The sequence below is a fragment of the Streptomyces sp. CBMA123 genome (genome assembly GCF_014596465.1).
Taxonomy (GTDB): domain Bacteria; phylum Actinomycetota; class Actinomycetes; order Streptomycetales; family Streptomycetaceae; genus Kitasatospora.
Genome location: NZ_MECK01000025.1, coordinates 1 through 25,749 on the forward strand (window position 1 = coordinate 1; position 25,749 = coordinate 25,749).

General features: G+C 74.8%; 23 protein-coding genes. 10 read left to right on the forward strand and 13 right to left on the reverse strand.

Going from position 1 to position 25,749, the window contains the following annotated elements; translation table 11 throughout:
* Positions 1-168 precede the first annotated feature (168 nt).
* Positions 169-660, reverse strand: coding sequence for a MarR family winged helix-turn-helix transcriptional regulator (locus tag BG452_RS05040; protein ID WP_188302943.1), 492 nt, complete (start codon positions 658-660; stop codon positions 169-171).
* Positions 657-2,438, reverse strand: coding sequence for an MFS transporter (locus BG452_RS05045; protein ID WP_317620910.1), 1,782 nt, complete (start codon positions 2,436-2,438; stop codon positions 657-659). Before BG452_RS05045 ends, BG452_RS05040 begins: the two co-directional genes overlap by 4 nt.
* Positions 2,439-2,677: 239 nt before the next feature.
* Between BG452_RS05045 and BG452_RS05050 the strand changes: the two genes are divergently transcribed.
* On the forward strand, positions 2,678-4,123 hold the full coding sequence (locus BG452_RS05050; protein ID WP_188302945.1) for a PTS transporter subunit EIIC: 1,446 nt from the start codon (positions 2,678-2,680) through the stop codon (positions 4,121-4,123).
* A gap of 113 nt (positions 4,124-4,236) precedes the next feature.
* Here the strand turns inward: BG452_RS05050 and BG452_RS05055 are convergent, their stop codons facing one another.
* Positions 4,237-5,370 (reverse strand): pyridoxal-phosphate dependent enzyme, encoded by a 1,134-nt coding sequence (locus BG452_RS05055; protein WP_188302946.1) that lies wholly within the window; start codon positions 5,368-5,370, stop codon positions 4,237-4,239.
* A gap of 207 nt (positions 5,371-5,577) precedes the next feature.
* Between BG452_RS05055 and BG452_RS47585 the strand changes: the two genes are divergently transcribed.
* Entirely contained in the window at positions 5,578-6,720 is a 1,143-nt protein-coding gene (locus BG452_RS47585) for an acyl-CoA dehydrogenase family protein (protein ID WP_188302947.1), read from the forward strand.
* Between the two features lie 144 nt (positions 6,721-6,864).
* Positions 6,865-7,608: a G1 family glutamic endopeptidase gene (locus BG452_RS05065; protein ID WP_188302948.1), complete on the forward strand. Its 744-nt coding sequence runs from the start codon at positions 6,865-6,867 to the stop codon at positions 7,606-7,608.
* A gap of 81 nt (positions 7,609-7,689) precedes the next feature.
* On the opposite strand, the gene BG452_RS05070 is transcribed toward BG452_RS05065, so the two are convergent.
* Complete coding sequence (locus tag BG452_RS05070; protein ID WP_188302949.1) at positions 7,690-9,666, reverse strand: heavy metal translocating P-type ATPase; 1,977 nt, start codon at positions 9,664-9,666, stop codon at positions 7,690-7,692.
* 98 nt (positions 9,667-9,764) lie between these two features.
* Here BG452_RS05070 and BG452_RS05075 point away from each other — a divergent pair, with 98 nt between their 5' ends.
* Positions 9,765-10,112 (forward strand): ArsR/SmtB family transcription factor, encoded by a 348-nt coding sequence (locus tag BG452_RS05075; protein ID WP_188302950.1) that lies wholly within the window; start codon positions 9,765-9,767, stop codon positions 10,110-10,112.
* A gap of 10 nt (positions 10,113-10,122) precedes the next feature.
* On the opposite strand, the gene BG452_RS05080 is transcribed toward BG452_RS05075, so the two are convergent.
* Together BG452_RS05080 and BG452_RS05085 are read right to left on the reverse strand one after the other, a co-directional pair.
* Positions 10,123-11,091 carry an NAD-dependent epimerase/dehydratase family protein gene (locus tag BG452_RS05080; protein ID WP_188302951.1) on the reverse strand — a complete coding sequence of 323 codons (969 nt, stop codon included), beginning with the start codon at positions 11,089-11,091 and terminating at the stop codon, positions 10,123-10,125.
* A 101-nt stretch (positions 11,092-11,192) separates the two neighbouring features.
* Positions 11,193-11,567, reverse strand: a complete 375-nt coding sequence (locus BG452_RS05085) for a hypothetical protein (RefSeq protein WP_188302952.1) — start codon at positions 11,565-11,567, stop codon at positions 11,193-11,195.
* Between the two features lie 293 nt (positions 11,568-11,860).
* Here BG452_RS05085 and BG452_RS05090 point away from each other — a divergent pair, with 293 nt between their 5' ends.
* The gene (locus BG452_RS05090) at positions 11,861-12,016 is read left to right on the forward strand and encodes a hypothetical protein (RefSeq protein ID WP_317620909.1); all 156 of its coding nucleotides are present in this window, start codon (positions 11,861-11,863) and stop codon (positions 12,014-12,016) included.
* Positions 12,017-12,047: 31 nt separating this feature from the next.
* On the opposite strand, the gene BG452_RS05095 is transcribed toward BG452_RS05090, so the two are convergent.
* A complete protein-coding gene (locus BG452_RS05095) occupies positions 12,048-13,208 on the reverse strand; it encodes an iron-containing alcohol dehydrogenase (protein WP_188302953.1) in 1,161 nt (386 codons plus the stop codon).
* Between the two features lie 160 nt (positions 13,209-13,368).
* On the opposite strand from BG452_RS05095, the gene BG452_RS47590 reads away from it, so the two are divergent.
* Positions 13,369-14,352, forward strand: coding sequence for a LysR family transcriptional regulator (locus tag BG452_RS47590; RefSeq protein WP_188302954.1), 984 nt, complete (start codon positions 13,369-13,371; stop codon positions 14,350-14,352).
* Here the strand turns inward: BG452_RS47590 and BG452_RS05105 are convergent, their stop codons facing one another.
* The 6 genes from BG452_RS05105 to BG452_RS05130 form a co-directional block, all read right to left on the reverse strand.
* Positions 14,353-14,712, reverse strand: a complete 360-nt coding sequence (locus BG452_RS05105) for a hypothetical protein (protein ID WP_188302955.1) — start codon at positions 14,710-14,712, stop codon at positions 14,353-14,355. It lies immediately after the preceding gene.
* A 23-nt stretch (positions 14,713-14,735) separates the two neighbouring features.
* Positions 14,736-15,197, reverse strand: coding sequence for an Imm7 family immunity protein (locus BG452_RS05110; protein ID WP_188302956.1), 462 nt, complete (start codon positions 15,195-15,197; stop codon positions 14,736-14,738).
* Positions 15,198-15,414: 217 nt separating this feature from the next.
* Complete coding sequence (locus BG452_RS05115; RefSeq protein ID WP_188302957.1) at positions 15,415-18,066, reverse strand: PKD domain-containing protein; 2,652 nt, start codon at positions 18,064-18,066, stop codon at positions 15,415-15,417.
* A gap of 229 nt (positions 18,067-18,295) precedes the next feature.
* Positions 18,296-19,486 (reverse strand): hypothetical protein, encoded by a 1,191-nt coding sequence (locus BG452_RS05120; protein ID WP_188302958.1) that lies wholly within the window; start codon positions 19,484-19,486, stop codon positions 18,296-18,298.
* Positions 19,487-19,629: 143 nt separating this feature from the next.
* Positions 19,630-20,247, reverse strand: a complete 618-nt coding sequence (gene thpR / locus BG452_RS05125) for an RNA 2',3'-cyclic phosphodiesterase (protein WP_188302959.1) — start codon at positions 20,245-20,247, stop codon at positions 19,630-19,632.
* A gap of 219 nt (positions 20,248-20,466) precedes the next feature.
* A complete protein-coding gene (locus tag BG452_RS05130; protein WP_188302960.1) occupies positions 20,467-21,360 on the reverse strand; it encodes a LysR family transcriptional regulator in 894 nt (297 codons plus the stop codon).
* Positions 21,361-21,514: 154 nt separating this feature from the next.
* Here BG452_RS05130 and BG452_RS05135 point away from each other — a divergent pair, with 154 nt between their 5' ends.
* The 4 genes from BG452_RS05135 (at position 21,515) to BG452_RS05150 (ending at position 25,657) form a co-directional block, all read left to right on the forward strand.
* Positions 21,515-22,606, forward strand: a complete 1,092-nt coding sequence (locus BG452_RS05135) for an alcohol dehydrogenase catalytic domain-containing protein (protein WP_188302961.1) — start codon at positions 21,515-21,517, stop codon at positions 22,604-22,606.
* Positions 22,607-23,068: 462 nt separating this feature from the next.
* Positions 23,069-23,977, forward strand: a complete 909-nt coding sequence (locus tag BG452_RS05140; RefSeq protein ID WP_188302962.1) for a DUF4129 domain-containing protein — start codon at positions 23,069-23,071, stop codon at positions 23,975-23,977.
* A complete protein-coding gene (locus tag BG452_RS05145) occupies positions 23,974-24,501 on the forward strand; it encodes a hypothetical protein (RefSeq protein WP_188302963.1) in 528 nt (175 codons plus the stop codon). Before BG452_RS05140 ends, BG452_RS05145 begins: the two co-directional genes overlap by 4 nt.
* Before the next feature lie 130 nt (positions 24,502-24,631).
* Positions 24,632-25,657, forward strand: a complete 1,026-nt coding sequence (locus BG452_RS05150) for an AAA family ATPase (RefSeq protein WP_188302964.1) — start codon at positions 24,632-24,634, stop codon at positions 25,655-25,657.
* The last annotated feature ends 92 nt before the right edge of the window (positions 25,658-25,749 follow it).

Sequence of the window (25,749 nt, forward strand, 5' to 3'; positions counted from 1 at the left end):
GTCAGCGGACGGCCGGAGCGGTGTACGGCAGGCCGCCCGGAGCGGCGCGCGGTCCGGCGGCCGTCACGGCGCGCAGCAGCCGTCGCTCCGCAGCGCCTGGCCGACCGCGAGCCAGCCCCCCTTTGGTGCGTCAACAGGCAGGCCGACGCGCGGGATTCACGCCGTTCGTCAGCTGCGGCCGGGCGTGCCGGGCGTGCCGGGCGTGTCGGGCCGGGGCGGGTCGGCCTCGTCGAGCAGCAGTTCCAGGACGGGCAGGGCCGCCTCCAGGGCGCGGCACTGCTCCGGGGTGAGGCGGGCGCCGCGGCGGGCCAGCAGGGCGGTGCGCTCCCGGCGGATCCGGGCGAGGGTGTCCCGTCCGTGCGGGGTGGGGGCGAGGAGTTGGGAGCGGCCGTCCTGCGGGTCGGGGGTCTTGGCGATCAGGCCGTCGGCGACGAGCGGGGCCACCGTCCGGACCATGGACGGGGCGGCCACGCCTTCGCGCGCGGCGAGTTCGCCGAGCCGCAGCGGGCCGTGCTGGTCCACCCGGGCCAGGGCGGAGAGTTGGGCGGCGGTGAGGTCCTGGTCGCCGGAGGCGCGGACCAGTTGGCGGTTGAGCCGGCCGATCGCCAGCCGGAGCCGGACCACCGCCTCGGCGGACAGCCCGTCGCCGTCCGCGCTCACGGCCCGTGCTCCTTGGCCGGCGGGGCGCCCTGGTCCTGGCCGGCGGCGGGGACCTGCGGGTCGGGTGTGGGTGTGGGTGTGGGTGTGGGCGCGGGCGAGGGCGTGGGTGCCAGTGCGGAGGCGGCGGGCCGCCGCTGTTCGCGGATCAGCGAGGCCGCCGCTGCGACCAGCGACATCGCGATGGCCAGCCAGAACACCACCACCAGCCCGTCGTGGAACGGCCCCGAGATCAGCTGGGGGAAGAACTCCCGGCCGGTGAGCGTCCGGGCGTTGTCCGGCGGGAGCCGGCTCAGCACGTGCGGGCCCAGCAGCTGTTGAACGGGGTTGTAGCCGAGGAACGCGGCGAACAGCGTGCCCACCGGCGGCAGCGAGGCGATGGTGCGGGCGTCGGCGGCGGGCACGCCCTGGGCGGTCAGCCCGGCGGTGAGGGTGTGCGGCAGCGAGCCGGACAGCCCGGCCACCATCAGGGAGAAGAACACCCCGATCGACAGCACCATGCCGGCGTTCTGGAAGGTGGCCCGCATGCCGGAGGCGGCGCCGCGGGCCGCAGCCGGCACGCTCGACATGATCAGCGAGGTGTTGGGGGCCGCGAACAGGCCGCCGCCCAGGCCGTTGAGGAACACCAGCAGGGCGAACCAGGGGTAGCCGAAGTCGGTGGGCAGCAGGAGCAGCCCGGCGAAGGAGAACGCCATCACCACCAACCCGCCGGCGGCGAACAGCCGGGCCCCGGCGCGGTCCGACAGGTAGCCCGAGACCGGCCCGGCGGCCAGGAAGCCGACGGTCAGCGGGACGAGGTAGATGCCCGCCCACAGCGGGGTGTCGGCGTAGTCGTAGCCGTGCAGCGGCAGCCAGATGCCCTGGAGCCAGATGATCAGCATGAACTGCAGCCCGCCGCGCGCGATCGAGCCCAGCAGGGTGGCCGCGTTCCCCCCGGTGAAGACCGGGTCGCGGAACAGCGAGAGCGGGAACATCGGCTCGGCCGTCCTGGCCTCGACCAGGCAGAACACGGCGAGCAGCGCCACCCCGCCGAACAGTCCGGCCAGCACCCAGGGGTTGGTCCAGCCCATGGTGTGGCCGCCGTAGGGCTGGATGCCGTAGGTGATCCCGGCGAGCAGGGCGGTCAGGCCGACGCCGAAGGTGATGTTGCCCCACCAGTCGATCCGGGCGGGCCGGCGCACCCCGGTCTCGCGCAGCGAGCGGTAGGCCCAGACCGTGCCGAGCACGCCGATCGGCACATTGACCCAGAAGATCGACCGCCAGTTCCACTCGGCCAGCAGTCCGCCCAGCACCAGGCCGATGAAGGACCCGGCGATGCCCGCGACGATGTTGACCCCGAGCGCCGTGCCGCGCTGGCGGGCCGGGAAGGCGTCGGTGATGATCGCCGCCGAGTTGGCCATCAGCATCGAGCCGCCGACCGCCTGCACCACCCGCCAGCCGATCAGCCACAGCGCGCCCGGCCCGCCGTGCAGCGGATCGAGGGAGAGGGCCACCGAGGTGAGGGTGAAGATCAGGAACCCGGCGTTGTAGATCCGGACCCGGCCGTGGATGTCGCCCAGCCTGCCGAGGGTGACCACCAGGACGGCGGTGACCAGCATGTAGCCCATCAGCATCCACAGCAGGTAGCTGACGTTGCCGGGCTCCAGCGGGTCCAGGCCGATGCCGTTGAAGATCGCGGGCAGCGAGATCAGCACGATCGAGGCGTTGATGGTGGCGATCAGGGTGCCGAGCGTGGTGTTGGACAGGGCCACCCACTTGTACCGGGGATGGTCCGGGTCCACCCCGGTACGGGCCGGGCGCTGCCGCCCGGTCCTGCCGCTGCCGGAGAGTCGTGTCGCCACCGCTGCCTCCCGCCGGTCGGCCCGGCCGGGGTCGGCCGCCGGATCGAGTGTGGATTTCGATAGCTACCGCCGGCTAACGATAGTCCGGCGGCCGTTCGGGCGGTAGGTCCCGGCCCGGGCGATGGTCGCCGGGTACGGGACCGGTTGAGGGGAGGGCCCCTGCGGGTACCTCCCTCGGCATGTCCGACGAGAAGAACCGCGCCGTGGCCGAGGCGATCCTCCCGCTGGTCGGCGGCGCCGCCAACATCCGCTCGGTCGCCCACTGCATGACCCGGCTGCGGCTGGGCCTGGCGGACCTCGCCCTGGTCGACCGGGAGGCGCTCGGCGCGCTGCCGGCCGTCCTGGGCACGGTCGAGGACGACACCTACCAGATCGTCCTCGGCCCCGGCGCCGTCGCCGGGGTCACCGCGCAGCTGCGGCAGATGCTGGCTTCCGGGGCCGGGGTGGCTGCCCCGCCGCCGCCCACCGCCGAGGACCTCGCCGGGCGCGGTGCGCGGATCCGGGAGGAGGCCCGGGTGCGCAACGCGACGCCGGTGAAGCGGGCGCTGCGCCGGGTCGCCGACATCTTCGTCCCGCTGATCCCCGCCCTGATCGGCTGCGGGATCGTCGCCGCCCTCTCCGGGGCGCTCGCCAACCTGGGCTGGGCGACCGGGCTGGTGCCCGCGCTGACGGCGGTCTCCTCCGGGTTCATGTCGCTGCTCGCCGTCTTCGTCGGCTACAACACGGCGAAGGAGTTCGGCGGAACGCCCGTGCTGGGCGGGGCCGTTGCCAGTGTGATCGGGTACGCGGGCGTCGCCAGGGTGGAGGCGTTCGGCCACCACCTCACCCCCGGGCAGGGCGGTGTGGTCGGGGCGCTGCTCGCCGCGCTGCTGGCCGTCCAGCTGGAGCGGTGGACCAGGCGGATCCTGCCCGCCGCGCTGGACGTCCTGGTCACCCCCACGGTCACCGTCCTGTTCGGCGGGCTGGCCGCCCTGTTCGGCCTGATGTTCGTCGCCGGGGAGGTCTCCACCGGCATCGGTCACGCCGCCACCTGGCTGCTCGCCCATGGCGGACTGCTCGCCGGGCTGGTGCTCGGCGGCCTCTTCCTGCCACTGGTGATGCTCGGCCTGCACCAGGCGCTGATCCCGATCCACACCACCCTGATCCAGCAGCAGGGTTCCACCGTGCTGCTGCCGATCCTCGCCATGGCCGGGGCCGGGCAGGTCGGCTGCGCCGCGGCCGTCTACCTGCGGCTGCGCCACAACGCCTCGATCCGGGCGACCATCCGGTCCGCGCTGCCGGCCGGTCTGCTCGGCGTCGGCGAGCCGCTGGTCTACGGGGTGACGCTGCCGCTGGGCCGTCCGTTCGTCACGGCCTGCGTGGGCGGCGCGGCCGGGGGCGCCTTCGTCGGGGTGGCCGGCCAACTTGGCGACGCGGTCGGCTCGACGGCCGTCGGCCCGTCCGGCTGGGCGCTGTTCCCGCTGCTGGCCGGTCCGGACGGGATGGCCGCGAGCGCCGCCGTCTACGGTGGCGGGCTGCTGACCGGCTACGTGGTGGGCTTCCTGGCCACGTACTTGTTCGGGTTCACCCGGGAGATGCTCACCGAGTACGACGCGCCGGCGCCGGCGGCCCGGGACGTTCCGTAGGCCGACGCCCGGTGGCCGGGCGGTTCACCCGGCCTTGCTCCGGTCGATGAGGTCCTGGACGGAACGGGGGGCGGCGGAGCCGGATCGGTCCTTCCCCGCGGTGGAATCGTCGGTCAGGAGCCGAGCACGGCGACCGCGCGGGCGATGATCTCGGGGGCCTCGTCCGCGCGGGCGTGCCAGTGCGGCCGGTAGGTGCCGGCCGGGGCCGGGGCGGCGCCGCCGGTGAAGACGGCCATGGCCCGCTCGCCGGGGCGGATCAGTCCCTGCTCGACGGCGTCCAGGGTGCCGGCGAGGGAGTAGAGGCCGGCGCGTTCGCGCGGGGCGCCGTCGGGGTCGAGGGCGACGGTGACGCCGGCGCCCCGCAGCAGGGCGACGGCACGCGGTTCGAGCCGCAGGTAGCGGGCGTCGGCGAGCGCCCGGACGGTGCCGCGGGACTCGGCGCACAGCTCGCGCATCCGGCGGACCAGGTCCTCGGTGAGGGTGCGGCGGAACAGCGTGGGTTCGAGCGGCTCGGCCGCGGCGGGCGGGGCGGCCCGCCCGCAGTCGAGGCCGAGCGCGTGGACGAAGGGGGTCACCGCCTCCTGCTGGACGCCGAGGAAGCGCGGCACGGTGACGGCCTCGCCCGTGGCGCGCCGGATCTCCCGCAGGCCCTCGTAGAAGCCGAGCGGCCCGTATCCGCTGGACACGGCCTGGACGTGCCAGTCCCACCGCCGGCCCAGTTCGCGGCCGGCGTCCCGCAGGAAGTACGCGCGGAGCTTGTTGGCCCCGCCCTGGTCCGCGAGGGTGGGTGCGGCCGGGAGGCGCAGGGCCGCGGTGCAGTGCGCCAGCACCTCCTTGATCCGCCGCTCGGGTGCGTCCACCTCGACGAACTGCACGGAGTCGGTCTCGGCGAGCTCCGGGGTGATCCGGCGGCGGGAGGCCGGGGGGTGGAGGATCACCGCCCGCAGGCCGGTGTGGAGGGCGTAGGCGGCGAGGGCGTTGGCGGTGTTGCCCGAACTCTGGGCCAGCACCAGGGGCTGCTCGCGGCGCAGGCACTGGGCGACGGCGAGGCAGGTCAGCCAGGACTTGAAGGTGCCGGTGGTGTTGGTGGTGGAGAGGTCCAGCACATCGATGTCGACCTCGTGCTGCGGCGGCAGCCGGACGATCCGGCCGCCCTCCCGGAGGCTGCTGCGACGGAGCAGGGCGGGGTCGGCGGGCAGCCGGGCGGCGTACCTCCGGACGATCCGGTCCTGGGCGTAGATCTCCACGATGCGGTTCCGTGCTTCCCGTCGGCTGTCCCCGCGCCTCCTGCGGTGCGCGTCGTCGCGGGTCATCCAACCGCCGATCCCGCCGGATTCGGGGCCGGACCGGGCCGATGTCACCTGCACGAGTGATCATCGGTGCCGGGGTTCGCCGCCGGCCCGGTCCGCCGTCACACTGGGTCCGCCATCCGGGACGGAAGTGAGCACTGAGACGTGGACAGTTCGGACCTCGCGCGGATCACGCGGTTCGCTCGGCAGGACGTCGGCAGGTACCTGGCCGCCCACCCCGAGGGCCGCTACCCCGCTCCCCTCGTACGGGAGTTGGCGAGGCTCGGCGCCTTCGGAGCCACCGTCCCGGCCGAGTACGGCGGGGGCGGCTGGAGCCGGCGCCACGTGGCCGTGCTCGGCTACGAGTTGGGCCGCGCCTGGCAGCCGCTGGCGGGCCTGGTCGGCACCCACCTGAAGCTGTGCCGGCTCGTGCTGGAGCACGGCACCCCGGAGCAGCGGGGCGACTGGCTCGGGCCGATGGCGAGGGGCGCGGCGGTCTTCGCTCGCGCCTACCACGAGCAAGGCCTCGGCAGCCCGGCCGAGTTGCGCACCCTGGTGTCCCACCGGGGCGCGGTCGGGGTGCTGAACGGCCGCAAGAGCTGGGTGACCAACGCCCGGGACGCCGACCGGGTGGTGGCCGTCGCCCGCAGCGGGGATGCCGTGGTGGGCGTCATCGTCGACCCGGGGCGTCCGGGGGTGGCCGTCGGTCCGGAGCTGCCGCGACCGGGCATGCTCGGCGTATCGCTGGCCGAAATCACCTTCGACGACTACGAGTTCGACCCGGAGCGGGAGGTGCTCGGCGGTCGGTGGCACGATCTGACCGGGGCCCTGAACGGCCATGACGTGACCAGCTACGCGGCCCGGGCGGTGGGATCGGCGGACGCCGTCGTCGCGCATGCGCTGGCCTTCGCCCGGGCCGCCCTGGACGGACGCACGGCCGAGGCCGGGGGTGCGATCCGGCTGCGGGTGGGGGAGTTGCTGACCAGGCTCGCGGTGATGCGGACGGTCTGGCAGTCGCTGCTCGAAGCGGACGCGTCGGAGGCCCGTGCCCGTCCGGACGGGTCGGAGGCCCGTGTCGGTCCGGACGCCTCGGCGGGGATGACCTCCGAGGCGGCCAAGGTGTTCTGCACCGAGGCCCTCCAGGAGGTGGTCCGGGTGGCGGCCGCGCTCTGCGGCGGGGCCGGGTACGCCGCGCCGGACGGTGTCCTGGGGCGGCACTACCGCGATGCGCTGGCCCTGCTGATCGTGGGTGCGCCCAACGACGTGCTGCTGTCCCGCATCGGTGGGCGGGCACTGGGGGCCGGCTGACCGCTCCGGGTTCCGGGCGGGTTGCGCTGCGCCCCCTGCGGGCGGAGTGACGCTTCGTTATGTCCCCGTGACCTCCGGCGCCGCCCCGGCGGGTCTACCTTTGTCGACGCTCGGTCAACTCCACGCCCCCACAAGGGAGTAGCCATGTCCGAAGCCCGTCGGCGCACCCTTGCCGTGTCCACCGCCCTGCTGACCCTCCTGGGCACCGCCGCACCGGCCGTCGCCGCCACCGCGCCCGCCCTCGTCCAGGCCCCGCTCGCCCACCACGGCGGCGGCCTGCTGCAGAGCACCAGCGGCAACTGGTCCGGCTACGCCGCCACCGGCAGCCGGTTCACCAGCGTCAGCGCCAGCTGGGTGCAGCCCTCCGTGTCCTGCGCCGGGGCAGACACCTGGTCCAGTTTCTGGGTCGGTCTCGACGGCGACGGCAGCAACAGCGTCGAGCAGACCGGCACCGAGGCCGACTGCTCCAGCGGCTCCCCGGTCTACTCCTCCTGGTACGAGATGTACCCGGCCTACCCGGTCAACTTCAGCAACACGGTGCGGCCGGGCGACCACTTCACCGCGAGTGTCACCACCAACGGCAGCGGCTCCTTCACCCTCACCCTGCGCGACACCACGGCGGGCTGGAGCCGCACCGTCAACAAGTCCCTGAAGAACGCCGCCCTGGCCTCCGCCGAGGTGATCGCCGAGGCCCCCTCCAGCTCCACCGGGGTGCTCCCGCTGTCCGACTTCCACTCGGTCGCGTTCACCGGCGCCACCGTCAACGGAAACAGCCTGGGCGGCTTCAACCCGGACGCCATCACCATGGGCTCCGGCGGCACCACCAAGGCCACCACCTCCGGGCTGAGCGGCGGCAACGCCTTCTCGGTGACCTGGAAGCACAGCTGACGCCGGCCCCCTGAGCGTGCGGAAGGCCGCCGCCCCCCTCGTCTGGCTGAGGGGGACGGCGGCCTTGCGGATGCCGGAGGCTCAGCGGCCGCTCTCGGCCCGGGCCTTCGTCCAGGCGGCCTCGCGCAGCAGTCGCAGCCCGTTGAGGCCGACGATGACGGTCGAGCCCTCGTGGCCGAGGACGCCCAGCGGCAGCGGCAGGGTGGCGACCAGGTCCCAGACCACCAGCACGGAGATGCACACCGAGGCGATCACCAGGTTCTGCACCACGAAGGAGCGGGCCCGCCGGGAGAGCGCCACCACGGCGGGGACGGTGGCCAGTTCGTCCCGGACGATCACGGCGTCGGCGGTCTCCAGGGCGAGGTCGGAGCCGGCCCGGCCCATCGCGATGCCGGTGTGGGCCGCGGCCAGGGCGGGCGCGTCGTTGACGCCGTCGCCGACGACCAGGACCTTGCGTCCGGCGGCCTCCTGCGCTCTGACCGCGGTGACCTTGTCCTGGGGGAGCAGCCCGGCGCGGACGTCGGTGATGCCGACCTCGGCGGCCAGCCGGGCGGCGGCCCGCGGGTTGTCGCCGGTGAGCAGCGTCGGCGCGGTGCCGGTCAGCGCGGTCAGTGCGGTGACGGTGGCGGCGGCGTCCGGGCGCAGGCGGTCGGCGATGCCGAGCAGGCCGACCGGGACGCCGTCCACCGTGACCAGGACGGCGGTGCGGCCGCCCTCCTCCAGCTCGGCGGCGAGGGCGGGGACCGCCCGGTCGGTGGGGTGCGGCAGCCGGGCCGGGGCGCCGACCGCGACGGTGCGGCCGTCGACGGTCGCGGTGACCCCGATGCCCGGGGCGGAGGAGAAGCCCTCGGCGGTGGCGAGCGTCAGTCCCCGGGTGCGGGCGGCGTCGACGACGGCGCGGGCGAGCGGGTGCTCGCTGGGGTGCTCGGCAGCGCCGGCCAGCGCCAGCAGTTCCTCCTCGTCCAGGCCGGAGCCGGGCAGCGGGCGGACGTCGGTGACCCGGGGAGTGCCCTCGGTCAGGGTGCCGGTCTTGTCGAGGGCGACGGCGTCGGTCTGCCCGAGGCGTTCCATCACCACCGCGGACTTCACCAGCACCCCGTGCCGGCCGGCGTTGGCGATGGCCGACAGCAGCGGGGGCATGGTGGCGAGCACCACGGCGCACGGCGAGGCCACGATCATGAAGGTCATGGCCCGCAGCAGCGAGCCGGTGAAGGCCGCGCCGAGGGCGAGCGGCACCGCGAAGACGGCCAGGGTGGCGGCCACCATGCCGATCGAGTAACGCTGCTCGACCTTCTCGATGAACAGCTGGGTCGGGGCCTTGGTGCCGGAGGCCTCCTCGACCATGGCGACGATCCGGGCGATCACCGAGTCGGCGGCGTCCCGCTCGACCTTGACCCGCAGCGCGCCGGTGCCGTTGAGGGTGCCGGCGAACACCTCGTCGCCGGCCGCCTTGGCCACGGGCAGCGGCTCGCCGGTGATGGTGGCCTGGTCGACCTCGCTCGTGCCGTCCAGCACCCGCCCGTCGGCGCCGATCCGCTCGCCGGGCCGCACCAGGATGGTGTCGCCGACGGCCAGTTCTCCGGTCGGCACGTTCTCCTCGGTGCCGTCGGCCGGCAGCCGGGTGGCCGTCGTGGGCGCGAGGTCGAGCAGTCCGCGTACCGAGTCGGCGGTGCGGGCGGTGGCCAGGGCCTCCAGCGCGCCGGAGGTGGCGAAGATGACGATCAGCAGCGCGCCGTCCATCACCTGGCCGACGGCGGCGGCGCCGAGCGCGGCGACGATCATCAGCAGGTCGACGTCGAGGGTCTTCTCGCGCAGGGCCTGGAGGCCGGCCCAGGCGGGTTCCCAGCCGCCGGTGGCGTAGGCGAGGGCGTACAGCGGGCCCCAGGCCCAGGCCGGGGCGCCGGTGAGCTGGAGCGGGAGCGCGATCAGGAAGAGCACGGTCGCGGCGGCGGCCCAGCGGGCCTCGGGGAGGGCGAACACCCGGGTGCGGCGGCGCGGGGCGGTGTCGGGGCGCTGGGCGGCGGAGGGCGCGGGGCGCTCGATCAGGGTGGTGGGCATGCGGACGGGACCCTTCGGGGCAGGGCGGAGCCGGTGACTCACTCACCATACATGAACATATGAACGCGTCTTCATGTATGAGTTGTAGTATTGCCCGCATGGGTCATGGAGCCGCCCCCGCCACCGCCGTCCCGCACACCCGCCTGGACGAAGCCAGCGCCGCCAGGGTGGCCACCACCCTGCAGGCCCTGGCCACCCCCTCCCGGCTGCTGATCCTCTCCCGGCTGCGCGAGGGCCCCTGCGCGGCCACCGAACTCGCCGCCGAAGTCGGCCTGGAGCAGTCCGCCTGCTCCCACCAGCTCCGCCTGCTGCGCAACCTCGGCCTGATCGTCGGCCGGCGGGACGGCCGCTCGGTCGTCTACGCGCTCTACGACAACCACGTGGCCGCCCTGCTCGACCAGGCCGTCTACCACATCGAGCACCTGCGGCTCGGGCTCACCGACTGACCGCTCCTGATCAGCGCAGCTTCCACCCGGCGAGCAGGGCGGACTCCTGGTCCGGCGTCAGGGTCTGCGGCAGCGGCTCGAACGGCCGGATGTCGCGGGCGGTGTCCGCCACCGGGCGCAGGCGCAGCCCGGTGGCGAGGGCGGCAGCGGAATCGGCGGTGCTGGTGGCCCGGAGCAGCGGGTCGGTGGTCCACAGCGGCAGCGCGCGGTCCTGGACGCCGGCGCTCCGCAGGAAGTCCTCGGCCACCCAGGTGAGGGTGGTGCCGGGCGGGGCGACGGCCGAGGCGACGGCGTCGAGCAGCCCGCCGATGGTGGCGGTCGGGGGAGTCGCGGCGTGGAAGGGGCCGGAGGCACCCCGCTCCAGCAGGCCGAGCATCCAGTCGGCGAGGTCACGGGCGTCGACGGTCTGCAGCGGGGCGTCCGGACGGCCCGGCGCCAGCACCTCGCCGCCCCGGGCGAGCCGCCGCACCCAGTGGTCGAAGCGGTGGGTGTAGTCCTCGGGGCCGATCACGTACGTCGGACGCACCAGCAGCGCGTCCGGGCCGAAGCGCTCCCGTGCCGTCCGCTCGCACTGCACCTTGAGGACGCCGTAGGAGGCGGCGCTGACCTCCCCGGGCTCCGGGCCGTCGGCGGGCCGCAGCGGGGAGTCCTCGGTGAAGCCGGGGGCGGCGGGGGTGTCGTAGACGGCCATGGAGGAGACCAGCAGGTAGCGCCCGGCGGCGCCGGGGTCCAGGGCGTCGGCCAACTGCCGTACCTGGCGCGGGAAGTAGGCGCTGACGTCCACGGTGGCGTCCCAGCCGAGACCGCGCAGCGCGGACAGGTCCGCGTCGCGGTCGGCGATCAGGTGGGTGGCCTCGGGCAGCAGGTGGGCGCCGGACCGGCCCCGGTGCAGCACGGTGACATCGTGTCCGGCGGCGAGCGCGGCCCGGGCGAAGTGGAGGCCGACGAACCGGGTGCCGCCCATGATCAGTATCCGCATCGGGCCATCGTTCCAGTTCTGCGCGGGCCCGGCCAGGGGCCGGGGCCGGACGCCTTCCGGGGCGGGCCCGCGCAGAACCGCGGCGGCCGGGGCGGCCTCCCTCACAGGGTGGCGAGGACGTCCTGGCGCAGCCCGTCGAGGACGAGGCCGTTGTCCAGCCGGACCCGGACCGTTACCTGCCGCCCCCGCTCCCGATGAGCGGCCCACTCCGGTTCCAGCGCGGCGATCTGGGTCGCGAGCCGCTCCCGGCTCGCGGCCGGCATGGTGTGCCCGTAGTCCTCGAAGAGTGCCTGGAGGCGCTGGTACTCGCGGACCGCCTCGCTCTCCGGGAGTTCGCCGTCCACCCGCTCGACGGTGCCCTCGATCCCGGCGCCCAGCGACAGGAACCCGACCACGGCCCCCGGCTCCCCGGCGACGGCCTCACCGATGCCGAGGTCCTCCGTCAGCCTGACGCGTCGGCCTTCCTCCAGGGTCATCCGTCCACTGCCTCTCGATCGATCGGTGCCGCGGGCGCGGTCGGCCGACGGTCCGGCCATTATCCGTCGGGCGGATCGGCTGGTGGGACCCGGTCGGACCCGGTCGGACCTGGTCGGCGGCGGATCACCGCCTCCGCGGCGCCGGGCCCTCCGCGCCGCGACCCCGCCGCCGCTGCCGGCCCCGGTACGGTGGCGGGCGGAGTCCGAGCAGGCCGAGCAGTCCGAGCGGACCGCCCGGGCGCTCGCCCATCTGCGGGCGGCCCGCGCGCCTGCGAGGGGCCCGACTGGCCACGGTGGAGGCCCTGCTGCTGCCGGCCGTGCTGCTCAAGCGGCTCCGCTTGCGCCCCGAGCCGGGCCACCGGGTGGTCCCTGTCGAACGCTTCGTCCTCTGGGCCGACCAGGACATCCGCATGCTGGTGACCCCGCGGGCCGCACAGTCCACCGGCTGAGTGCGACCGGGGCCCGTGCGCTGACGGTGGATCAGGCGTAGATCCGGGCGTAGAGGTCCCGGATCTGGTCGGCGGTGGGCACGGCGGGGTTGTTGGCGGGGGAGCCGGAGGCCAGGGCCTGGTCGGCCATCAGGGGGATGCGGGCGGTCCAGGCGTCCCGGTCGATGCCGTAGCTGCGGGGCGTGGGCACCTCCAGGTCGCGGCACAGGGCGCGGAGGGCGTCGACGAGCTTGTCGGCGGCCAGGTCGTCGGTGTCGGCGGGGGTGGCGGCGCCCAGGGCACGGGCGCAGTCGGCGTAGCGGGCGCGGGCCGCGTGCACCGAGAAGGCCGTCACCGCGGGGAACAGCATCGCGTTCGACAGCCCGTGGGCGACGTGGAAGTGGGCACCGATGGGCCGGCTCATGCCGTGCACCAGGGCGACGCTGGAGTTGGAGAAGGCCAGGCCGGCCTGGGTCGCGGCGAGCATCATGGCCGCGCGGGCCACGGTGTCCGAGCCGTCCTCGTAGGCGCGGCGCAGATGGCGGCCGATGGTGCCGATCGCGGTGAGGGCGAGGCCGTCGGTGAAGGGGTTGGCCTTGCGGCTCACATAGGCCTCGACGGCGTGGGTGAGGGCGTCGATGCCGGTGTCGGCGGTCAGCCGGGGCGGCATCGACATGGTCAGCTCGACGTCGATCACGGCGGCCAGCGGCTGGAACGCCGGGCCCAGGCAGAGCATCTTCTCGTCCGTGTCGCTGTCGGTGATGACGGTGACCTGGGTCGCCTCCGATCCGCTGCCGGCGGTGGTGGGGACGGCGACCACCGGCAGGGCCGGACCGAGGTTGAGCCGCGGCGCCTTGTACTCGCGCATGTGGCCGCCCTGCACGGCGAGCAGGGCGAGGGCCTTGGCGCTGTCCATCGGGCTGCCGCCGCCGAAGCCGACGACCGAGTCCGCGCCGTGCTCCTGGAGCGCCTTCAGACCAGCCGTCAGGGAGTCGGTGGTCGGGTCGGGCACGGTGTCGGCGAACAGCCGGGGGCTCAGCCCGGCCCCGGTCAGCGCCGCCAGGAGCCGCTCCGCCGCGCCCGTCCGCACCAGGAACGCGTCGGTGACCAGCAGCGGCCGGCTCAGTCCCAGCCCCGCCACCACCTCGCCCAACTCCTCGGCGGCGCCCCGGCCGACACGCATGATCCGGGGCAGGGACAGGCTGGCGACCATGAGGGACCTCTCGACGCTGGGCGGGAAGGGCGGGGCGGGACGGAGGGCCGGCGGGGGTGCTTCCCCGGCCGGGCGGTTCCGACTGTGCCGTCCACGCGGGTGTGCGTTCAACCGCCAAACACGCAGACCCGGTGTGCGCGAATGCAGATAGCGTGGGCCCGTGCACTCCCGTTCCCGCCCGGCCGGTACGGACCCCGTTCCCTCCTCGCCCGGTGACCGCGGCGAATTCGACGCTCCCGGCCCCGACCCGCGCAGGCTCCGCGCCGACGACCTCCGCTACCTGCTCGCCGTCGCCCGGACCGGGCGGCTGGTGGCCGCCGCCTCCGCCCTCGGCGTGGACCACACCACGGTGTCCCGCCGGATCACCGCACTGGAGACGAGCCTCGGCGTGCGGCTGATGGAACGCGGCGCCGAGGGCTGGGCCCTCACCGACGCCGGAAAGGCCGTCTCGGAGGGCGCCCGCGCGATCGAGGACGCCCTCGACCACGTCGTCGACGCGGTGTCCGGCCAGCACGCGCCCTCGCTGCGCGGCACCGTACGGGTGAGCGCCCCGGACGGCTTCGGCACCCTCTTCGCCACCCCCGCGCTCGCCCGGGTGCGCCGCCGCCACCCCGGACTGCAAGCCGAACTCATCACCGCCACCCGCCAGTTGACCCTGCACCCGGCCGGCTTCGACCTCGCCCTGGCGATCGGGCGACCGCCCCGGAGCCGACTGGTCACCGAGCACCTGACCGACTACGCACTGGGCCTGTACGCCGACGACGGGTACCTCGCCCGGCGCGGTGCCCCCCGTACCCTCGCCGAACTGCGGGAACACGCACTGGTCTTCTACATCGAGTCGATGCTCCAGGTCGGCGACCTCGACATCGAACGCCACCTGCCGGGCGTCACCCCCGCGTTCTCCTCCACCAACGTCTTCGCCCAGCTCGAAGCCACCCGACTGGGCGCCGGCATCGGCGTGCTGCCGGCCTTCCTCGCCGAACGGGCCGGTCTGCGGCGGCTGTTGGCCGAGGAGGTGGACATCCGGCTGCCGATCACCCTGGCCGTCCGCCGTGAGGCGGTCACCCGCCCCGCCGTACGCGCGGTGCGCGACGCCCTGCACCGGGAGGTCGCCGACCGCGCCGCCGAACTGCTCCCGGAGTAGCTACTGCTGGAGCGCCGGCCGACCGGACAGCAGGCCCTCCAGGAACTCGCCGTGCTGGGGAAGCGGGACGATCAGGGTCTCCGGCGCCTCGGTGCGCTCCGTGAGCTCGGTGCGCTCGGTGCGCTCGGTGTGCTCGGTGTGCTCCGTGCGCAGGACCTTCGTCGGCTCCTCCGTCCGTTCCGCCCGTCCGGAGACCATCACGCCGACGGCGTCCGCGATCCGGGTCATCGCCTGCGGCTGCCCGGCGGCCACCGCCGACGCCGCACCCGACGCCGCAGCCTCGCCGCGCAGCCGATCGACCTCCGCCTCCAGCGTCGCCAGGCGCGCCCTCAGCTCGTCCAGCTCGCTCTTCTTCCCCATGGTCCAGGACCCTCCCCGGCCGCTCACAGCCCTCTGACGTGCCGTTCCACCCTATCCGGCCCCCTTCCTCCACTCTCCGCCGCCGTCCAGGGATCCTCCAGGACCGGGACGCACGGCGACAGCAACGGCTCGGTGTGCTCGGAGACCTCACCCCGGACCATCCGGAGGACGCGCACCTCGTTCCCCCGCCCCGGCGCCTCGTCATCGCGGACGTGCAGCAGACCGTACGACCCCGGTGCCCGCCGGCCGACCTCGCGGAAGAAGTCGAGGACCTCCGGATCGCGGTGATTCGCCTGACCGCCGAAGTGGACGAACACCGCGCCGTTCATCCACCGCAGATCCAGGAGGTACGGGCTCGCGATTTCCGCGATCCGCCGCTGGACGCCCTCCGCGATCACCCGCAGCCGGGCCTCCTCGACACGGACGTCCTCGTCATCGGCTTCGGCACTCTCCAGGACGTTGACCCACCCGTGGTATTCGAACACGGGGCGGCAGCCTACCCGGGGACCCCGGCGGACCTCCGGCGCCGACCCCGGCAGCCCGCTCTCCCACGCCGCGCTGATCCAGCTGCACATCGACGGGCGCCGGCCCGTCGCGGACGACGCCGACGCCGTTGACGGGGATGCGGAGTCGGACGCCATGAGCGGTCCGCACCCGGGCTCGGGTGCGGACCGCCGGCGGCCGGTGGCCGGGGGGGTCGGGTCAGGGCCGCGGCCGGGCGTCCGTGAAGTAGCCGAACAGGTCGACGATGATGTCGGTGCTGCCGACGTGGTTGTAGACGTCGACCTTGCCGTCCGCGCCGACCGGTGTGGTGACGTGGTTGGGCACGGTCTGGCCGGCCAGCAGGTTGAGGTTGCTGGTGCCGGGGCGCGGAGCGCCGTGGGCGTGCACGGTGAGGTAGCTGTCCTCGGTGGTGTTGGTGGACGTCACGTTGAGGACGGCGGCGCGGGCACCGGCTGGGATGCCGCCGACGACGGTGGTGCTGTCCGGGCCCGGCTTGGCGGACGTGCCGGCGCGGGTGTCGGTCAGGCGGACGGGCACGGTCGGCGTGTACGTGGCCTGGCCGCTCGGGGAGTAGTACCCGAAGACGTCGAGGATCGCGTGGGTGGAACCGGTGTGGTTGTACACGTTGACGGTGCCGTCCGGGCCGACCGGAACGATGACCTGGTTGGACTTGTCCTTGCCGGGCTCCGGGTTCAGGTTGGAGCTGACCGGCTTGGTCCCGCCGCCCGCGTACACCTTGAGGTGGGTGTCGGCGGTGGTTCCGGTGCTGGTCAGGTTGAGCACCACGGAGGTGGCGTCCGCCGGGACGCCGCCGACGCCCGCAACCTTCACCGCGCGCGTCTCGCCCGACCCGAGCTTGCTGTTCTCGCGGGTGTCCGCCAGTCGGTTCGGCGACAGCGGGGTGAACAGGTCACCGCCGTTGGGGCGGTAGAAGCCGACGACGTCGACGATCACCTCGGCGCGTCCGGCGTTGAGCAGGGTACTGATCCGCTTGGCGTCGCCGATCGGCACGGTGACCAGGTTGGACGAGGTGCGACCGGCCGCGACGTTCACGTTCGAGGTGGTCGGGCGGGCCTGACCGGTCGGCCAGACGGTGAGGTGGGTGTCTTCGGCGGCGTCGGTGACGGTCACGTTCAGGACGACGGTGGAGACGTTCCCCGGCACGCCGTCGGCGCCGGGCGCGGTGCCGGTCGGAAGCGTGAAGGGCACCTCGACGCCGGCCCTGAGGTCGAGGTTCGGGTCCTCGCGGGTGTCGGCGAGCCGGTACGGCTCCGTGCGCAGGAACCCGGTCGGGGCGTACGCGGCCCGGAAGGGGAGGGCGACGCTGCTGGTGCGGCCGGAGGTGTCGGTGACCGTCACCGTGACCGTGTAGTCGCCCGGGGAGGCGTAGCCATGGACGACCGCGTCCAGGGTGTTGCGGGTGACGGCGGGGGAGCCGTCACCGTAGTCCACCACGACCTTGGAGACCGGCCACGGCGAGGCGGTTCCCGACGGGTCGAGCCGCACGCCCAGCGGCGGGGCGTCGGCGGTGTCGAACTGGTCCGGGACGACCTGCTGGACGGTGGCGCGGGCGGTCAGCGGCCCGGGGGTCGTGCTCTGCACCTGCACTCCGTACCCGCCGGTGAACGGCCGGCCGCTGCCGGTGTCCACGGTGACGTTCGCGGCGAAGGTGCCCGCCTTGGCGTAGGTGTGCTTGACGACCGGGGAGTTCGAGGTGACCACCGGGGTGCCGTCGCCGAAGTCGTAGCGGTAGGTCATCACGGAGGTCGGCCAGTGGACCTTCTCCGGACCGGTGGTCGCCGTCAGCGTGATCTCGGTGCCGTACGGGGCCCGCTGGTGGTCGGCCGTCAGTTGGGCCGACGATATCGGCTCCTGGCGCTCGGTCGCCCCGCGGTCGTGGTAGCCCAGGCCGGTGCCGAGGTTCGGCCGCCACGGGTCGTCGGCCGGGTGTGCGGCCGGCACGAAGCCCGGCGCGGTCTCGTCGGCGGAGTCGACGACCTCGCTGTTCACCTCGTTGCCGGTCTGCCAGCGCGGCACGACGTGGTCGTGCCGGCCGGCCCGGCCGTCCGTCGCGGCCGTGAGTGACTCGGGCGTCTGGTGCCGGGTGCCGGCCCAGTCGTACGGCGTACCGTTGCCGGAGTTCGTCCAGTACGGCGCGACGGTGTTCGATCCGGCCCGGGTGTCCTTCGCCGAGAGGGCGGAGACCGTGATCTCCGCGCCCGCGGGGTTCGGGCAGGAGAACGGCGCGGAGGGCGAGAAGTGGTTGCGCACCACGTTGTTGAAGAGGTTCGAGCCGGAGGAGTCGCCGGCCAGCTCGATGCCGGCCGTGCAGCCGTCGGCCACCGTGTTGTTGGTGAGGGTCGTTCCGGGGGAGTCGGTGACCTTGATCCCGGAGGCCTTGGCGCGAACCACGGTGACCCGGCTGGAGCCGGTGACCAGGACCTCCCGTGCGTCCATCGACTCCACGACGACGTCGTGCACACCGGACAGCCGCACATCGCCGCCCACCGCGCTGGCGCCGCCGGCCGCACCCCGGATGGTGACGGGCCGGCCGGGCTCGCCCGACTTCGTGACCACGGTGTCGGAGCCGAACGCGGACCTGGCCACCTCGACGGTCTGCCCCGGCAGCGCCGTCGCCGCGGCCGCGTTGACGGAGCAGAACGGCTTCGCCGCCGTCCCCGCTCCGGAGTCCGAGCACGCCGGGTCCCAGGCGTCGACCCGTAGCACCCCGGACGGCTCGTCAGCCGGTCCGGTGGTGGCGGCGGAAGCCGTGGTGGCGGCGGTGGGAAGGCCGCCGAGCACGGTGACGATGCCTGCGGCGAGCAGGCCCTTGGCGCGAGTGGGGCGCACGATGTGGTCCTCCGGAATAAGGACAGGGGTGTGACCCGGTGGGCAGGGCCCGGGCAGGCGGGTCAGCCCGCGTGGTTCGCAGGCGGACCAATTATGGCGGAGGCCCGGGCGGTGCTGATCACCCCCCCACTCACCTGCTGTTGTGAACCCGAGCGCGCTTGCCTCGGAGAAGGCCGTCGGGTTGGTGGATCTTCGCACGCCCGCCCGGGAGTTGGACCTGCTCCGGGGGCTACGGGTTCGGCGGCGTCCTGTGCAGCCAGCCCGGGTCGAGCCGGAGCACGGACGGCAGGAAGCGCTCGTCCGGATCGTCGGACTCGTGGCCGGGGCGCCGGGGCGCAGGCTCGCCCTTCATCCGGGCGAGTTGGGCCGAGGCCAGCGCGCGGACGTCGGCGGCGGACGGATCCCCGACCCACCCGACGGACGGCGGCCAGTCCGGGAGCTTGGCCTGCTTCCTGGCCTTGCGCACGCACGCGCGCAGGAGGCGATGGGCCTCGGTGCGGGCCCCGGTGCGCAGGGCGTGCTGGGCCAGCCACAGGTGGAGCAGGTCCGGCCGGTCCACCGGCATCCCCGCCATGGTCCGCCCGTCCGGCAGGTCCGGCTCCAGTCCGGCGAGGATGGCCCGGCAGCCCAGGTGGAACAACTGCTCCGGGGTCAGGGACGGATGCACCTCGCGGACGGTCATCAGGGCCTCGCGCACCCGGGCCCGGTCGGCGTGCTCCTCCAGCCGCAGCAGCGCGAGGTAGGCGACCCGCTCGCGCACGTGCGGGCAGCCGAGTTCATTGGCCCGGGCGAAGTGCCGCCCGGCCCTGTCCAGGTCGCCGCTCTCGAGGGCGTCGTACCCGAGGTCGCACCACCAGTCCGCCTCCGAGTGCAACGGGCCGATGGCCACCAGCAGTTCCATCGGCGGCTGCTCCGGGTGGTAGTCCATCAGCATCCGGCGGATCCGGTGGGTGCTCTCCTCGTCGACGGGCCCGATCGTGCGGTACACGTCGGTCAGCCGCTCGGGCAGCGAGCGGCCGGTCGTGGACAGGGCCTCGTCCAGCCGGTCGTAGACCTGCCGCTCCAGCCGGTACGGCCAGCCGTCGCGGATCCAGCGCGCCAGCGCCTGGTCGACGAACTCGTCGGTCGCGAAGTCCAGTCCGTTCGCCGCCGCCTCGGCGAGGGGCGGCAGCGCCGCGTGGGGATCCTCCGCGACCGCCGTCAGCCACTGCTTGCGCACCAGGGGCAGCAGCCGGGCGCGCCGGCGCTCCGGGAGGTCCAGCAGCTGGAACACGCCCTCCAGCCGGAACCCGGCCCGCTCCGTCCGGTCGCTCCACCGGTACTTGGGGTTCCGGCGGTTCCGGAAGGACGGCTGGTCCAGGTCCCAGAACATCGCCCTGATCCGCCACACCCCGACCCGTGCCATATCCGCCCCTTCCATGCCCCCTCCACGTCCGGCCCAGGGTAACGGCCGTGTGCCGGTGGAGTGTTCGGGCCCTCATGAGCCGGAGCGGCCGGGCAGGGCCGGTGACGGCCTCCGGCACGACGCCGGCTTCCCGATCCTCGGAGGCGCTCGCCCGCGGGCTACGGCCCGGTGACGGCGTCGTCGCCCAGGGCCCGGGCGGCGACGCCGAGTCGCCACGCCGCGATGTCGCGGTAGCGGATCGGCCCGGGGCCACGGCCGATGTTGCTGGCGACGAGGTGCAGGCGTTCGGCCTGCCACGGTCGGCCCACGAACCCGGTGAGCCCGGCCGCGGCCTGCGGAACGCTGACGGGATCGTCACGGCGGGACCGGGCCAGCGTCAGATGGGGGCGCAGCGGCCGGTCCCTGAACTCGATCCCGCAGGACCTGACCAGGCCCCGGACGTCGGCGGCGAGCAGTTGCAGTCCCTCCAGGTCCCCGTCGATCCCGCTCCACAGCAGTCGCTGGTCGAAGTGGCCGCCGCCCCGCAGGCCCAGGTGCAGGGCGGGATGCGACGCGACGGGACGGGCCAGCGCCGACTGCAGCAGCGGCACCACCGTGGACGGCTGTTCGCCGAGGAAGGCCAGGGTGATGTGCCAGTCCTCGATCCGGTTCCACCGCAACCGCGGGTAGCCGGCGTAGGCGGGCTGCAGGGCCCGGGCCAGTTCGTCCTTGGCGTCGTCGGGCGGAGCCAGGGCCACGAAGACGCGGCGGGTCGGGGGTTCCGGGTGATCGTCCACGTGGGATTTCTAGCACCCCGGCGGTGGCCGCGGCCCACTGCACGGCTCCCGGCCGCCGTCCCCGGCCCGGCCGGTGACGTACGGGCGCGGGGGAGTCGACATGAGCTTCAGGTGATCGCCCGTCGCCCGTCGCCCGTCGCCCGTCGCCCGTCGCCCGCCGCCTGTCACCGTCACCGCCGCCCGTCACCGCTACGGGGGCCGACCGTGGTGACGGGCGGGTCAGGCGGCCGAGACGATCGCTCGGGTGACGGCCTCGACCGCCGGGGCGGGGCGGCCGGGAAGGCGTGCCACGAGGACCCGGCGGAGCTCCGGGGGCGCGCCTTCGACGTGCAGCAGGCTGACGCCGGGTGGCAGCACCGGTGAGAGCCGGGACGGGACGGTCGTCACGCCGAATCCGCCGGCGACCAGGTGGAGTTTGGTCAGCCAGTCCCGGGCCGAGTGGACGATGCGCGGTCGGGCGGGCAGGCCGGGCCAGACGCCGAGCAGCGGCTCGGAGGCCGAGGACGGGGTGGCGATCCAGGCGGCGTGGGCGAGTTCGTCGACGTGCACCGTGGTGCGGCCGGCGAACCGTCCGGTCGAGGGCGCCGCGATGACCAGGTCGGTGTCCGCGAGGGTCTCGACGTGCAGGCGCGGCGCCTCGCCGTCCAGCGGCCGGTGGGGCGGTCGGGAGGTCAGCACGGCGAGGTCGAGCGTGCCCGCGCGCAGCCTGCGGACCAGGGCGGGGGTGGTGCCCTCGCTGGTGGTGACCGCGATCCGCGGGTCGGCCGCGGCGAGGTGGGCGAGTGTGGCGGGCAGGATCGCCGCGCCGGCGCTGAGGAACACCCCGAGACGTACCGGCGGCGTCGGGGGGAGGGCGCCGGTGAGGTCGCGTTCGGCGGCCGCGAAGGAGTCGAGGATGGCGTGGGCGTGCCGCAGCAGGGTCAGGCCCGCCGGGGTGAGCCGCACCCCGTCCGGGCGGCGTTCGAACAGGGCGGTGCCGACGGTGCGTTCGAGGGCGGCGGCCTGCCGAGAGACGGCCGACTGGGTGTAGCCGAGTCGGGCGGCCGCCGCGGTGAAGCTGCCGGACTCGGCGATCTGTCGCAGGACGCGCAGGCCCGCGCTGGAGATGTCCATGCGTCCTACGCATACCAGGGATGAGGGATCGTCGCTTCCCGCATGCACTCGGCGCTCCTAGTGTCGATCCCGACGGATCCAGGACGGACACGGACGGATCCCGACGGACACGCACGTACTCGGACGAACACGGACGAACTCGGAGGTCATTCACATGCGCGCAGCAGTTCTGACGCGGTTCGGCGCCCCGCTCACGGTGCGGGAGGTGCCCGATCCCGAGGCCGGCGGCGGTGAGCTGGTGGTCGAGGTCCTCGCCGCCGCGGTGGCCCCGTACGCGGGCGAGGTCTTCGGCGGTGCCCGGAAGTACCCCCTGGTGCCGCCCGTCGTCCCCGGCATCGGCGGCGTGGGACGGGTCGTCCACGTCGGCCCGGACGCCACCCGCCTGCGGGCCGGTGACCTGGTGTGGTGCGATGTGACGGTGCGCTCACGGGACGACGCCCTGACCCCCGACATCACGCTCCAGGGCTGGAGTTCGCGCGGCGAGGGCGGCGCCCGGCTCGCCCGTCACCTGCACGACGGTTCGTTCGCCGGGCTCATGCGGGTCCCGACCGAGAACGGCTACCCGCTGCCCGCCGCAGCCGGGGACGACCCGGCCCGCTGGGCCGCCGCTCTCGGTGTGTACACCATCCCCTACGGCGGTTTGCTGGCGGGCGAGTTGGCCGCCGGTGAGACGCTGCTCGTCAGCGGGGCCACCGGCAACCTCGGCAGCAGCGCGGTCGCGCTCGCGCTCGCCATGGGGGCCGGCCGCGTGGTCACCCCCGGCCGCAACCGGCCCGTACTCGACCTCCTCGCCGACCGGTTCGGCCCGCGCGTGCGCCCGGTCGCGCTGACCGGCGACGAGACCGCCGACCGCACCGCCATGACGGCCGCGGCCGACGGCCCGATCGACATGGTCATCGACCTGCTCCCGCCCGGCGCACCCAGCTCGGCGACCCGCGCGGCGGCCATGACCGTCCGCGAGTACGGCCGCGTCGTCCTGATGGGCGGCGTCGGCATGCTCGGCGGAGACGACCTCGCGCTCCCGTACCCGTGGATCATGCGCAACTCGATCACCGTGCGCGGGCAGTGGATGTACCCGCGCACGGCGAACGTCGGCATCATCCGGCTGATCGCCTCCGGCGCCCTGGACCTCGGCCCCGAACGGGTCCGCACCTTCGGCCTCGACGCGGTCAACGAGGCCGTCGGGTACGCCGCCGCGCACGGCGGCCCGTTCGACCGCACCGTCCTCACGCCGCAGTCCGGCTGACCGCACCGTCCGCACCCCACCGGCCGGCTGCCGGCACCGGCCGATCCCCGCACCCGCCTGCCCGCAGGGCGTCGCCCGGGCCCGGAAGGCGCGTCAACGCATCCCCGGGCCTTCCCGCGATCGCCCGGCACCGCCCGGCATCGTTCGGAGCACCCGCGCGACCACGGAGCACCCGCGCGACCACCAGGCGGTGCTCAGCGGTCCGGGACGGTGTACGCGGCGCGGACGCCGCCGTAGACGGGGAGTTCGGAGGCGGTCAGGTAACCCGAGTCCGGGCTGGCGAGGTCGCCGTGGGCCCGCCGCGTGCCCGAGCCAGGGGGGCGCCCGTGACGGCGGGTGACACCGTGCCGGATGATGTGCGACGCTGCAGTTCGCGCGCCGTCGCGCGCGCGGGACCGGGGGGTTCGGATGAGTGGTGGGTCGCCGTCGGGTACGCGCGGACGGTGGAGCCGGCCGGCGGGGGTGCTGCTGGTCGTCGGCGGGCTGCTGACGGCTGCCGCGGCCCTGCGGCCCGAGGGCGGACTGCTGGGGACGGCGGCGAGCGGGCCGGTGAGCGGTCTCGGGTCCGTGGTACTGATCGGGCTGGGCTGGGCCGCGCTGGTCGGCAGGTTCGCGGTGCGCTTCCGTGAGGAGGTCCGCCACCTCGACGGGCCGACGCCCCGGGCCGAACGCCTGCGGGCGGCGGCCATGCGCCTGCTGCCCCTGGCCGCCGCCGCGGTGCCGGTCCTGCTGCTGGTCCTGAACCGCCGGGCCGCTCCGGGGCAGCCGAGGCTGCCCCATGAGCTGGTGGTGCCCACCGTCAGGCCTGTCCCGCCGACCCCACCGGACAGGACGCCCGCACCGGACGTGCTGGGCGTCGGCCTGGGGCTCGGCGCGTTGGCCGTCGCCCTGCTCCTGCTGGCCGCCACGGTCGCGCTCCTGGTCGGGCTCGTCGCCCTGCGCCGACGGCGGGCCGAGAAGGTGCCGACGGTGCCGCCCGCCGTGGTCGCCGCCGGGCCCGCGAGCCCCGAGGACGCTCTCGCCGAGGCCGTCACCTCCGGTCGCAGGGCACTGGAGGGAACGGACGCCCGGGCGGCGGTGATCGCCTGCTACGCGGCGATGGAGGGCTCGCTGGCCGACTCCGGTCTGCCCCGGCACGCCTGGGAGAGCCCGACGGATCTGCTGCTGCGCGCGCTGTCCGACGAGCGGATCGACGCCGCCGGGGCCCGGGAGCTCACCGCGCTGTTCCGCGAGGCCCGGTACTCGAGCCACCGGATGGACGACGACCAGGTGCGCCGGGCCCGTACGGCGTTGGACGCCATCGCCGCCCGGCTCGCGGACACCGTGCCCCCGGTCGCCGACGGGGCACCTGCCGAGGGAGACCAGCGATGAGTGGTGCGGCGCCGCGCGGCGCCGGAACGGAGCGCGAGCTCGCCCGCCCCGGCTCGGTGCGCCACAGCCTGATCGAGCTGGCCGTGCCCGCCGTCCTCGCCGAGGTCCTGTTCGCCCTGGTCGGCGGCTGGCCCGGGGCGGGGGCCGGCGCGGCCCTGCTGGCCGTCACCGGTCTGCTGGTCGCCCGCCGGGTGGCCGGGGCGGGGGCCGAGGGCTTCTCGCTGCGCCGCCGGCCGCGGCAGATGGACGTGTACGAGCACGGCCTCGGCGACTGGCGCTGGACGGTCCGCCAGGGCCTCGACCCCCAGGGCGACTCCGCACCGCTGCGCGCCCGGCTCCAACGGCTGTACGCGGTACGGCTGGCGGAGGTGCACGGGGTGAACCTGCCCGCCGACCGTGACCGGGCGGCCGAACTGGTCGGGCCGAGGCTGTGGCCGTGGATCGACCCCCTGTCGCCCATGCCGGCCGGGGTCTTCCCGGTGGAGGTGCTGCGCGAGCTGGTCGACCGGCTCGACTCCCTGTGAGCGCCCGTCACCCCCTGGCCCCCGTACCGGTCCCCGCACCGACCGCGGTACCGACCGCCGTAGCGGTCCCCGCACCGACCCCCCGTCCGAGCACCACACCCAGCGACCGAATCGTTTCCGCAGGAGCGACATGTCCGACCTCTCCACCCGCCCCCACCGCCCCGCCGACGCCCCGACCGCGCCCCCGCTGACCCCGCAGCAGGCCGGAGAACGGGCCCGCGCGGTGCTCGCGGAGATCGAACGGGCGGTCGTCGGCAAGCCCGAGGCGCTGCGCCTGGTCATGCTCGGCGCCCTCGCCGGCGGGCACGTCCTGATCGAGGACCTGCCCGGGCTCGGGAAGACCCTGCTGGCCCGCTCGTTCGCGACCACCCTCGGCCTGGACTTCCGCCGGATCCAGTTCACCCCCGACCTGCTGCCCTCCGACGTCACCGGCGCGCCCTTCTACGAGCGCAAGACCGGCGAGATGGTGTTCCGGCCCGGCCCGCTGTTCACCCAGCTCCTGCTGGCCGACGAGATCAACCGGACCCCGCCCAAGACCCAGGCCGCCCTGCTGGAGGCGATGGCCGAGGGCCAGGTCTCCGTCGACGGCGCCACCCGCCGGCTGCCGGACCCCTTCCTGGTCATCGCCACCGCCAACCCGATCGAGTACGAGGGCACCTACTCGCTGCCCGAGGCCCAGCTCGACCGCTTCCTGCTGCGCGTGCGCATGGGCTACCTCCCCACCGCCACCGAGGCGGCGATGCTGCGCGCCCGGATCGGCCGCGCGGCCCCCGAACCGGTCCTGGAGACCGTGGCCGGCCCGGCGGAACTGCTCGCCATGCGGGCCGCGGTGGAACGGGTCGAGGTCGACGACGACCTGGTCGACTACGTCATCGCCCTCGTCGACGCCACCCGCAAGGACCAGCAGATCCAGGTGGGCGCCTCGCCGCGCGGCGGCCTCGCGCTGATCCAACTGGCCCGCGCCCGCGCCATGCTGGAGGGCCGCGACTACCTCACCCCCGAGGACGTCAAGGCGCTCGCCGGGCCCGCGCTGGCCCACCGCATCACGCTCAAGCCGGAACTGTGGGTGCGCCAGATCGAGGCGGACGACGTGCTGGCGCGGCTGGTCGCCTCCGTCCCGGCGCCGCAGACCCTGCCCCGCGCGGTGGCACCGTGAACCCTGCCCCGGAGCAGACCTCCGCCGCCGGGGAGCCCGACGGCACCGACCGCCGCGCCGAGCGCGCCCGGGCCCTGGCCGTCGCCCGCAGC